Raw genomic sequence first — 10,464 nt, 5'->3', positions numbered from 1 at the left:
CCCCTCAGCAGACCCTTCGGCCCTCCCCTCCACCGGCCTCACGGCAGGCAGCCGCCACCACTCGTCCAGCCACTCCGCGTCCGCCCCCGCCACCGGGTCCCCCAGCCGCTCGGTTCCGTCCCGTCGTACGAGGACCAGGCGCCGTACGCCCTCGGAGTCCACCTCGGCGATGTCCAGGGGCACGTTGTCGAGCCACTCGTTGGCGAACAGCAGTCCGGTGACGCCCTCGGGGGGTGCGGCGAGCCACTCGATGCGGTGATCGAGATCACGCGGCCGGCCGGCGCGCTCGACCGCGTACCCACGCGCGCGGGAGGCCACCTCCGGGGGCAGTGCCCTCAGAACGCCCGTCACGAGCTCGCCCCGGCCCGCCGCCATGTCCACGAAGGCCAGTTCGGCGGGGTGCCCGAGCTCCTCGTCCACCCGGCACAGCAGCCGGGCCACGGCCTCGGCGAACAGCGGGGAGGCGTGCACGGAGGTGCGGAAGTGCCCCGCGGGACCCTCGGGGCGCCGATAGAACCCCGAGGGGCCGTACAGCGCCTCCTCCATCGCCTCGCGCCACCCGCGCCACTCGCCGCCCGCCTCATCCGTCACGGCGCCAGGCTAAGCGCCGGGGCCGGCAGAGCCTCCACCTTGGGGAGTACGCGCGCCGTTCGCGGATCGGCCCTCCGGTTGACTCCTGCACACACCACGTTTCCCTACGCTGGGTTACGTGCAACGCCTCTATGACTTTCTTCGCCGGCACCCGACCTGGGTCGACAGCTTCTGGGCCGTCTTCCTGCTCGGGATCTCCGCGCTGGGAGGAGCCGTCGGTCAGGAGGCAGAAGGGAGGGACCTCCCGGCCGTCTGGATCCCGATCACGTTCCTCCTCTGCCTGGTGATCGCCCTGCGGCGCCGGCTGCCCGAGCAGATGCTGCTGCTGGCCGCCGCGGTGGGCTTGGCCCAGCTGATCACCGACGTGCCGATGCTCCCGGCCGACTTCGCCATGCTGGTGATCATCTACACGGTGGCGGCGAACGGTGCCCGCTGGGCCTCCCGGTTCGCCCTGGTGGGCGGCCTGAGCGCGGCCACGCTGGCGCAGCTGCGCTGGCCCGTGGAGGAAACCGGCCCCCTGGGCAGGATCGCGATATCGGTCGTCCTGACCGTGCCGTTCGCCCTCGCCTGGGTGCTCGGTGACTCCCTGCGCACCCGCCGTGCCTACTTCGCCCAGCTGGAGGAGCGCGCCGCCCGGCTGGAGAAGGAGCGCGAGGCGCAGGCCAAGGTCGCCGTCGCCGCCGAGCGCGCCCGTATCGCGCGCGAGCTGCACGACGTGGTCGCCCACAACGTGTCCGTGATGGTGGTCCAGGCGGACGGTGCCGCGTACGTCCTCGACGCCGCCCCCGACCAGGCGAAGAAGGCTCTGGAGACCATCTCCTCCACCGGCCGTCAGGCCCTCGCCGAGATGCGCCGGCTGCTGGGCGTGCTGCGCACCGGCGAGCACGAGGAGGGCGGCGAGTACGTCCCGCAGCCGGATGTCGAACAGCTCGACGAGCTCATCGAGCAGTGCCGCGCCTCCGGCCTCCCCGTCGACTTCGCGGTCGAGGGCACCCCGCGGCCGCTGCCCACCGGTGTCGAGCTCACGGCGTACCGCATCGTCCAGGAGGCCCTCACCAACACCCGCAAGCACGGCGGCCCGAACGCCGGTGCGAGCGTGCGTCTGGTCTACTTCGACGACGGCCTCGGCCTGCTGGTCGAGGACGACGGCAAGGGTGCCCCGCACGAGCTGTACGAGGAGGGCGGCCTCGACGGTCAGGGGCACGGCCTGATCGGGATGCGGGAGCGTGTGGGCATGGTCGGCGGCACCCTGGACGCGGGACCGCGCCCCGGTGGAGGCTTCCGCATCAGCGCCCTGCTGCCGCTCAAACCAGCGCACTGACGCCCTTGCACGTCGCTCACTGACACCTGTAAGAGCTCCTGTACGACCAGAGCCTCCTGTACGACCCCCCACGATTCCCGTACGACCCCCTCGTACGACCCGGCTGACGGAAACGGAACGGAAGAGGACCCCGATGGCGATCCGCGTGATGCTCGTCGACGACCAGGTGCTGCTGCGCACCGGGTTCCGGATGGTGCTCGCCGCCCAGCCGGACATGGAGGTCGTGGCGGAGGCGGGCGACGGTGTCGAGGCCCTCCAGGTGCTGCGCTCGACCGCGGTGGACGTGGTCCTCATGGACGTCCGGATGCCGAAGCTGGACGGCGTGGAGGCGACCCGCCGTATCTGCTCGGAGCCCGACCCGCCGAAGGTGCTGATCCTGACCACCTTCGACCTCGACGAGTACGCCTTCTCCGGGCTGAAGGCGGGCGCCTCGGGCTTCATGCTCAAGGACGTGCCGCCCGGCGAACTGCTGGCCGCGATCCGCTCGGTGCACAGCGGTGACGCGGTGGTCGCCCCGTCCACGACCCGACGCCTCCTCGACCGTTTCGCGCCGATGCTGCCGGGCACGGGCAAGGGGCCCGAGCACAAGGAGCTGGAGCGGCTCACCGACCGCGAGCGCGAGGTGATGGTGCTCGTCGCGCAGGGCCTGTCGAACGGCGAGATCGCGGCCCGCCTGGTCCTGTCGGAGGCCACGGTGAAGACGCACGTCGGCCGCATCCTCACCAAACTGGGACTGCGCGACCGCGTCCAGGTGGTGGTCCTGGCGTACGAGACGGGGCTGGTGCGGGCCGGGGGACAGAGCTGAACACGTCGGCGTGACCCCGGTGTGACCGCTGCCCACCAGGGTGCGCGCCATGCTCCTGCGGATCAACGGGCCCTTCGGGGGCGGCAATCCGTCAGGAAGCTGCCCGCGCACGAGATCCGGCGACGGTTGCCGGGCAGCGTCATCTGCGACCCCGAGCACGCCGGTTTCGGACTGCGCCGCATGCTGCCGCCCGAACTCCGCGGCGCCCGCGGCGGGAGGCCGCTGATCGAAGACTTCCAGGACCTGGAGTCCTGGCGGCAGGGCGTGGTCGAGGTCCTCGGCCTGGCGCTCACCAAGCACGACGGCGTCGTGATCGCCCCCATGACGGTCACGAACCCCGCCTACGTCGCGGAGACCGTCGGCCGGCTGCGCGAACTCGGCCACGACGTACGGCACTTCACCCTGCTCGCCGAACGCGAGACCGTACTGCGACGGCTGCGCGAACGGGGGTTCGGCCACCTCCTGCCGTACGTCGCCGGAAAGCGCCGCTGGTTGCGCCGGGAGAGCTGGGCGGTCGAACAGCTCGACCACTGCCTGGAGGCGCTGCGCGAGCCGGAGTTCGCCGAGCACCTGTGGACGGACCACTCGACCGTGCCGAAGACGGCGGACCGGATCGCCGTACTGGCCGGGCTGACGCTCAGGCCCAACCGGGAGGGCGCCCTGCGGACACGGCTGCGGCAGGCGAAGGTCGGGCTCAGGCACATCCGGTTCGACTGACGCGGCACCCTCGACGGCTTCGACGGCCTGGAGGGCTGCTCACCGGGTGGCCCGCCGGGCCTCCGGGCGAAGATGCCGGACAAAGTCCGCGACAGCCGCCTTCACGTCGTCCGCCGTCCACTGCAGCCCGGCGGCCTGGACACGGACCTCGGTGACGGCCAGGCCCGGCCCGGCCTGGTCCCAGGCGTTGGCGAAGAGCATGGTCCTCGTCTCCTCGGCGTGCCGGACGGCGGCCTCCGCGAGCACGTCCGCGTCGTACGGCAGCCAGACCTGGAACTCGTGCGTGTGGGGCTCCTCCGGGTGGACCCGCGCCCACGGCACACCGGCCGAGGCGAACCCCTCCCGCAGCGCGGCGGCCACCACGCGCGCGTGTGCCACGTACTCGGGCAGGCGCGGCAGTTCCCTCTCCAGGCCGGCCAGGGCGGACAGCGCGGTCGGGAACTGCTGGAAGACCATGCCGCCGTACCTGTGCCGCCAGGCCTTCGCCTCCTTGACGAGGGTCTGCGGGCCTGCCAGTGCCGCGCCCCCGAACCCGTCGAGCGATTTGTAGAACGACACGTACACGCTGTCCGCGAGGCCCGCGATCTCGTCCAGGGGGCGCCCGAAGTGGAGCGTGGTCTCCCACAGGCGTGCCCCGTCGAAGTGCACCACCGCGTCGCGCTCGCGCGCGGCCTCCACCACGTCGGTGAGCTCCTCCCAGGAGGGCAGCACGAAACCGGCGTCCCTCAGCGGCAGTTCGAGCATCAGCGCCCCGAAGGGCTCCTCGAAGTCGCGGACCTCGTCGGCGGTCGGCAGTCGCGGCTCGCTCGTCACCCGCACCGTGCGTAACCCGCTGACCTCGCTGAACGCGTTCCGCTCATGCACCTCCGGGTGCGCCAGCGCGTGCAGGGCCACGGTCCGGTCCCCCGTACGGCCCGCCCAGCAGCGCAGGGCCACCTGCTGGGCCATCGTGCCCGTGGGGAAGAACGCGGCGGCCTCCTTGCCGAGCACCCCGGCGACCCGCTCCTCCAGGGCCTCCACGATCCCGTCGCCGTAGAGGTCCGCCGGTTCGTCCACGTCGTACAGGCCCGGCGCCTCGTCCACCAGCAGCCTCAGCCGCTCGCCGATCGTCCCCCGGAACCCCGATCGGGACAGCACGCGCTCGGCCGCCCGGTGGGCCTCCCTGCGCCGCAACCGGTGCCGCTCCTCCGCCCGCTCCTCGCCCTGCCCCGCGGTCCCTTCCGCGGGCTCCGCCGTCGTCTGCTCCCGGGAATCGCTCATCCCCGGATCATCTCCCGCCCCGCAGCCGCCCGGCACCCGATTTCCGTACGCGCGCGACCTGCGGGAACCCACAGCCTGTGGACAACCAAACGACCCTCGAACCAATCGCGTTAACATGACGAGAAATCGTCCGGTACCCAGAGCGGACTGGAACGGGAAGGCCACCAGCGAGTGAGTACAGTCCAGCAACCAGACCCGAAGGACCGCCCCGCGCGGCTCACCGTGGGTGTCGTCGGCGCGGGCCGGGTGGGGCCGGCGCTCGCCGCGTCCCTGCAGCTCGCGGGGCATCGCCCGGTGGCCGTCTCCGGAGTCTCCGAGGCCTCGAGACGGCGGGCCGCGGCACTCCTGCCCGACGTACCGCTGGTGACCCCGGCCGACGTCCTGGAGCGCGCCGAACTGGTCCTGCTCACCGTCCCGGACGACGCCCTGCCGGATCTCGTGGAGGGTCTCGCCGAGACCGGGGCCGTACGGCCGGGACAGCTGCTCGTGCACACCTCCGGGCGGTACGGCGCGAAGGTACTGGACCCCGCGCTGCGGGCCGGGGCGCTGCCCTTGGCGCTCCACCCCGCGATGACGTTCACCGGCACCCCGGTGGACGTGCAGCGGCTCGCCGGGTGCTCCTTCGGGGTCACCGCGCCCGAGGAGCTGCGGCTGGCCGCGGAGGCACTGGTGATCGAGATGGGCGGCGAGCCCGAGTGGATCGCCGAGGAGGCACGGCCCCTGTACCACGCGGCCCTGGCCCTCGGCGCCAACCACCTGGTGACCCTGGTCGCCCAGTCCATGGAGCTGCTGCGCACGGCGGGCGTCGAGGCCCCCGACCGCATGCTCGGACCGCTGCTGGGCGCCGCCCTCGACAACGCCCTGCGCTCCGGCGACGCGGCCCTCACCGGCCCCGTCGCGCGCGGGGACGCGGGCACCGTCGCCGCGCACGTCGCCGAGCTGCGCGAGCACGCCCCGCAGACCGTGGCCGGGTATCTGGCGATGGCCCGCGCCACCGCGGACCGGGCGCTCGCCCACGGCCTGCTGAAGCCGGAGCTCGCCGAGGACCTCCTCGGGGTACTCGCCGACGGCACCCAAGGGGACACCCGATGACGCACGCGCCCGGGAACGGAGACGCCCGATGACCACCACCCTGCTGCGCACCGCCGACGAGCTGCACGCACGCGCGCGCGAGGGCCGCCGTGCCGTCGTGATGACCATGGGCGCCCTGCACGACGGCCACGCCACGCTGATCCGCACCGCGCGCGGGATCGCGGGCCGCGACGGCGAGGTGGTCGTCACCGTCTTCGTGAACCCCCTGCAGTTCGGCGAGGGCGAGGACCTCGACCGCTACCCGCGCACCCTCGACGCCGACCTCAAGCTCGCCGAACAGGCGGGCGCCGACGTGGTGTTCGCGCCCTACACGGACGAGGTCTACCCCGGCGGCGAACCCCAGGTGCGGATCAGCGCGGGCCCCATGGGGGAGCGCCTGGAGGGTGCCTCGCGGCCCGGGCACTTCGACGGCATGCTCACCGTCGTCGCCAAGCTGCTGCACCTCACCCGGCCCGACGTGGCCCTCTACGGGCAGAAGGACGCCCAGCAGCTCGCCCTGATCCGCCGTATGGTGCGCGACCTGAACTTCGGCGTCGAGATCGTCGCCGTACCGACCGTCCGCGAGGAGGACGGTCTGGCCCTGTCCAGCCGCAACCGCTACCTGTCCGCCGCCGAGCGCCGTACGGCCCGCGCCCTCTCCCAGGCCCTGTTCGCCGGCGGCGACCGGCACGCCGCCCAGGAGGCGCTGCGCGCGAGGGCCCGCGAGGTGCCCGCCACGCGCGAGCGTGCGGAGGCCCTCAGCGCCCTCGGCGAGTCCCGCGCGGCGGCCGACGCGCACGCCGTCTCGAAGGCCGCCCCGGCGGGCCCCGCGGCCGTCCGCGCCGCCGCCCGCCTCGTCCTCGACGAGGCCGCCCGTCTGAAGCCGCCGCTCCAACTGGACTATCTGGCCCTGGTCGACCCGACTGACTTCACCGAGATCCCGGACGACTTCACGGGAGAAGCCGTCCTCGCCGTCGCCGCCCGGGTCGGGACGACCCGGCTGATCGACAACCTCCCCCTCACCTTCGGAGCCGCCTCGTGACCAGCACAGGCATACGACTGCACGCCCCCGCCCCCGGATGGGCCATCACCGCGGACGTGGTGGTCGTCGGCTCCGGAGTCGCCGGCCTGACCGCGGCCCTGCGCTGCGAGGCCGCCGGCCTGGACACGGTCGTCGTCACCAAGGCCCGCCTCGACGACGGCTCCACCCGCTGGGCGCAGGGCGGCATAGCCGCGGCCCTCGGCGAGGGCGACACCCCCGAACAGCACCTCGACGACACACTGGTCGCGGGCGCGGGCCTGTGCGACGAGGACGCCGTACGTCTCCTCGTCACCGAGGGCCCCGACGCCGTGCGCCGGCTGATCGAGACCGGCGCCCAGTTCGACGAGTCCTCCGAGGGAGAACTGGAGCTGACCCGCGAGGGCGGCCACCACCGCCGCCGTATCGCCCACGCGGGCGGCGACGCGACAGGAGCAGAGATCTCCCGGGCGCTCGTCGAGGCCGTCAACGATGCAATGCCGTCAGGCACACGCGCGCGGGGGCTCCGCACCATCGAGAACGCACTCGTCCTGGACCTCCTCACCGACGCCGACGGCCGCACCGCGGGTGTCACCCTGCACGTCATGGGCGAGGGCCAGCACGACGGCGTGGGCGCCGTCCACGCGCCCGCCGTGGTCCTCGCGACCGGCGGCATGGGCCAGGTCTTCTCGGCGACCACCAACCCGTCGGTGTCCACCGGCGACGGCGTGGCGCTGGCCCTGCGCGCGGGTGCACAGGTCAGCGACCTGGAGTTCGTGCAGTTCCACCCCACGGTGCTCTTCCTCGGCCCGGAAGCGGAGGGACAGCAGCCGCTGGTCTCCGAGGCGGTACGCGGTGAGGGCGCCCACCTGGTCGACGCGGACGGCACCCGCTTCATGCTCGGACAGCACGAACTGGCCGAACTGGCGCCCCGGGACATCGTCGCCAAGGGCATCATGCGCCGTATGCAGGAACAGGGCGCCGAGCACATGTACCTGGACGCCCGGCACTTCGGCGCCGACATGTGGGAGCACCGCTTCCCGACGATCCTCGCCGCCTGCCGCGCCCACGGCATCGACCCGGTCACCGAACCCGTCCCGGTCGCCCCCGCCGCCCACTACGCCTCCGGGGGCGTCCGCACCGACTCCCACGGCCGGACCACCGTCCCGGGCCTCTACGCCTGCGGAGAGGTCGCCTGCACGGGCGTCCACGGCGCCAACCGGCTCGCCTCCAACTCCCTCCTGGAGGGCCTGGTCTACGCCGAGCGCATCGCCGCCGACATCGCCGCGAGCCACGCGGAGAACGGCCTCCAGGCGCGCGTGCCGCGGCCCGTGCCCTATCCCGAGACGCCCGAGCACCCGCTCCTCGACCCGGAGGCACGGTTCGCGATCCAGCGGACCATGACCGAGGGCGCGGGCGTCCTGCGCTCGGCGGAGTCGCTGGCCAACGCGGCAGCGGCCCTCGACCAGCTGCACACCGACGCCCGCGACGCCCTCGACGAGAACGGCAAGACGGCCGAACCCGGAGTCGACACCTGGGAGGCCACCAACCTCCTGTGCGTGGCCCGCGTCCTGGTCGCCGCGGCCCGGCTGCGCGAGGAGACCCGCGGCTGCCACTGGCGCGAGGACCACGCCGAGCGCGACGACACCCGGTGGAACCGCCATATCGTCGTACGGCTGAATCCCGACCGGACGCTGGCCGTACACGCCACGGACACCACAGACTTCCCTCCTACCCTCCCCGGGGCCCCCGACTCCGTTCCAGGAGCGGGCAGGACCCCCAAGCACCGGCCTGAGCGCCTTCCCCAGGAGCAGTGACTGCAGTGAGTACACCCGACCTTCCCCTCGCCCAGAGCGGCGGCTGCGGCGACGGCTGCGCCTGCGGCACGGATCCCGACGCGGACGCGCTGGACGTGTACATGGAGTGCGGTCTCGACCCCGCCCTCGCCCAACTCCTCGCCGACGCCGGGCTCGACCCCGTGGAGGTCGAGGACATCGCCAACGTGGCCATTCAGGAGGACCTCGCGGGCGGGGTCGACGTCACCACGGTCGCCACCATCCCCGAGGACGCCCGCGCCACCGCCGACTTCACCGCCCGCGAGGCGGGCGTCGTGGCGGGCCTCAGGGTCGCCGAGGCGGTCGTCTCGGTGGTCTGCACGGACGAGTTCGAGGTCGAGCGCCACGTGGAGGACGGCGACCGCGTCGAGGCCGGCCAGAAGCTGCTGAGCGTGACGAGCCGCACCCGGGACCTCCTCACGGCCGAGCGCAGCGCGCTCAACATCCTGTGCCGTCTGTCGGGCATCGCGACGGCCACGCGCGCGTGGGCGGACACCCTGGAGGGCACCGGCGCCAAGGTCCGGGACACGCGCAAGACGACGCCGGGCCTGCGCTCCCTGGAGAAGTACGCGGTGCGCTGCGGCGGGGGAGTCAACCACCGTATGTCGCTCTCGGACGCGGCCCTCGTCAAGGACAACCACGTGGTCGCCGCCGGAGGTGTCGCCCAGGCCTTCAAGGCGGTACGGACGGAGTTCCCGGACGTGCCGATCGAGGTCGAGGTCGACACCCTGCACCAGCTGCGCGAGGTCGTCGACGCCGGCGCCGACCTGATCCTGCTGGACAACTTCATCCCCGGCGAGTGCGAGGAGGCGGTGGCCATCGTCGGCGGCCGCGCGATGCTGGAGGCGTCGGGCCGGCTCACCCTGGAGAACGCGCGGGCGTACGCGGAGACGGGCGTCGACTACCTGGCGGTGGGAGCCCTCACGCACTCCTCGCCCGTCCTGGACATCGGCCTGGACCTGCGAGCGGCGGAGTAAGGGAGCGGGTACGGGCCATGCTGCTGACGATCGACGTAGGCAACACCCACACCGTCCTCGGTCTCTTCGACGGCGAGGACATCGTCGAACACTGGCGCATCTCCACGGACGCGCGCCGCACCGCCGACGAGCTGGCGGTCCTCCTCCAGGGCCTCATGGGCATGCATCCGCTCCTCGGAGAGGAACTGGGCGACGGCATCGACGGCATCGCGATCTGCGCGACGGTGCCGTCCGTGCTGCACGAGCTGCGGGAGGTGACACGCCGGTACTACGGCGACGTCCCCGCGGTCCTGGTCGAACCCGGTATCAAGACGGGCGTGCCGATCCTCATGGACAACCCCAAGGAGGTCGGCGCGGACCGCATCATCAACGCGGTGGCGGCCGTCGAACTGTACGGCGGCCCGGCGATCGTCGTGGACTTCGGTACGGCGACGACCTTCGACGCGGTGTCCGCGCGCGGGGAGTACGCGGGCGGGGTGATCGCGCCCGGCATCGAGATCTCGGTGGAGGCGCTCGGCGTGCGCGGAGCACAACTCCGCAAGATCGAGCTGGCCCGCCCGCGGGCGGTGATCGGCAAGAACACGGTCGAGGCCATGCAGGCCGGCATCGTGTACGGCTTCGCCGGGCAGGTCGACGGTGTGGTCGGCCGCATGGCGCGTGAGCTGGCCGACGATCCCGACGACGTGACGGTCATCGCGACGGGTGGGCTGGCGCCCATGGTCCTGGGCGAGTCCTCGGTGATCGACGAACACGAGCCGTGGCTGACGCTGATCGGGTTGCGGCTGGTGTACGAACGGAACATCTCCCGCACGTGACCCTCCGGGGTGCGGCGGTGGTTGTTCCGCCCCCGCCGCCCCTACCCATTCCCC

The 10,464-nt window shown here is 72.9% G+C and carries 9 protein-coding genes and 1 pseudogene; 8 read left to right on the top strand and 2 right to left on the bottom strand.

Annotated elements, in window-relative coordinates; genetic code table 11:
* Window positions 1-546 (bottom strand): SAM-dependent methyltransferase (locus FNH04_RS32760; protein WP_407704146.1); only part of this gene is annotated, 546 nt, incomplete at its 3' end.
* Window positions 547-709: 163 nt separating this feature from the next.
* Here FNH04_RS32760 and FNH04_RS32755 point away from each other — a divergent pair.
* From FNH04_RS32755 to FNH04_RS32745, 3 genes and pseudogenes are all read left to right on the top strand, one after another.
* Window positions 710-1,912, top strand: a complete 1,203-nt coding sequence (locus FNH04_RS32755; RefSeq protein ID WP_322724503.1) for a sensor histidine kinase — start codon at window positions 710-712, stop codon at window positions 1,910-1,912.
* A 133-nt stretch (window positions 1,913-2,045) separates the two neighbouring features.
* A complete protein-coding gene (locus FNH04_RS32750; protein ID WP_152789487.1) occupies window positions 2,046-2,717 on the top strand; it encodes a response regulator transcription factor in 672 nt (223 codons plus the stop codon).
* A 49-nt stretch (window positions 2,718-2,766) separates the two neighbouring features.
* Window positions 2,767-3,434, top strand: a pseudogene (locus tag FNH04_RS32745) (ATP-binding protein).
* Window positions 3,435-3,473: 39 nt separating this feature from the next.
* On the opposite strand, the gene FNH04_RS32740 reads toward FNH04_RS32745, so the two are convergent.
* On the bottom strand, window positions 3,474-4,694 hold the full coding sequence (locus FNH04_RS32740; RefSeq protein WP_152789486.1) for a threonine aldolase family protein: 1,221 nt from the start codon (window positions 4,692-4,694) through the stop codon (window positions 3,474-3,476).
* 171 nt (window positions 4,695-4,865) lie between these two features.
* Here FNH04_RS32740 and FNH04_RS32735 point away from each other — a divergent pair, with 171 nt between their 5' ends.
* Genes FNH04_RS32735 through FNH04_RS32715 form a run of 5 tightly spaced genes read left to right on the top strand, consistent with a single transcriptional unit; the run spans window position 4,866 to window position 10,410 of the window.
* Window positions 4,866-5,786, top strand: a complete 921-nt coding sequence (locus FNH04_RS32735) for a Rossmann-like and DUF2520 domain-containing protein (protein WP_322724502.1) — start codon at window positions 4,866-4,868, stop codon at window positions 5,784-5,786.
* Between the two features lie 28 nt (window positions 5,787-5,814).
* The gene (gene panC, locus FNH04_RS32730) at window positions 5,815-6,807 is read left to right on the top strand and encodes a pantoate--beta-alanine ligase (protein ID WP_152789484.1); all 993 of its coding nucleotides are present in this window, start codon (window positions 5,815-5,817) and stop codon (window positions 6,805-6,807) included.
* Window positions 6,804-8,600 carry an L-aspartate oxidase gene (locus FNH04_RS32725; protein ID WP_322724500.1) on the top strand — a complete coding sequence of 599 codons (1,797 nt, stop codon included), beginning with the start codon at window positions 6,804-6,806 and terminating at the stop codon, window positions 8,598-8,600. Before panC ends, FNH04_RS32725 begins: the two co-directional genes overlap by 4 nt.
* Window positions 8,601-8,605: 5 nt before the next feature.
* Entirely contained in the window at window positions 8,606-9,595 is a 990-nt protein-coding gene (gene nadC, locus FNH04_RS32720; RefSeq protein ID WP_322724499.1) for a carboxylating nicotinate-nucleotide diphosphorylase, read from the top strand.
* Between the two features lie 17 nt (window positions 9,596-9,612).
* Window positions 9,613-10,410 carry a type III pantothenate kinase gene (locus tag FNH04_RS32715; protein ID WP_152789483.1) on the top strand — a complete coding sequence of 266 codons (798 nt, stop codon included), beginning with the start codon at window positions 9,613-9,615 and terminating at the stop codon, window positions 10,408-10,410.
* The last annotated feature ends 54 nt before the right edge of the window (window positions 10,411-10,464 follow it).

Source organism: Streptomyces phyllanthi, from assembly GCF_009377205.1.
In the GTDB taxonomy this organism is placed as follows: domain Bacteria; phylum Actinomycetota; class Actinomycetes; order Streptomycetales; family Streptomycetaceae; genus Streptomyces; species Streptomyces phyllanthi.
Note: the sequence above shows the minus strand (reverse complement) of the source record. Positions and strands in the feature narration are given on the sequence as shown.

Bases quoted from the DNA above. Each gene is read 5' to 3' on its own strand.
- FNH04_RS32750 (WP_152789487.1), top strand. From the start codon at position 2,046: ATGGCGATCCGCGTGATGCTCGTCGACGACCAGGTGCTGCTGCGCACC.
- FNH04_RS32740 (WP_152789486.1), bottom strand. From the start codon at position 4,694: ATGAGCGATTCCCGGGAGCAGACGACGGCGGAGCCCGCGGAAGGGACC.
- panC (WP_152789484.1), top strand. From the start codon at position 5,815: ATGACCACCACCCTGCTGCGCACCGCCGACGAGCTGCACGCACGCGCG.
- FNH04_RS32715 (WP_152789483.1), top strand. From the start codon at position 9,613: ATGCTGCTGACGATCGACGTAGGCAACACCCACACCGTCCTCGGTCTC.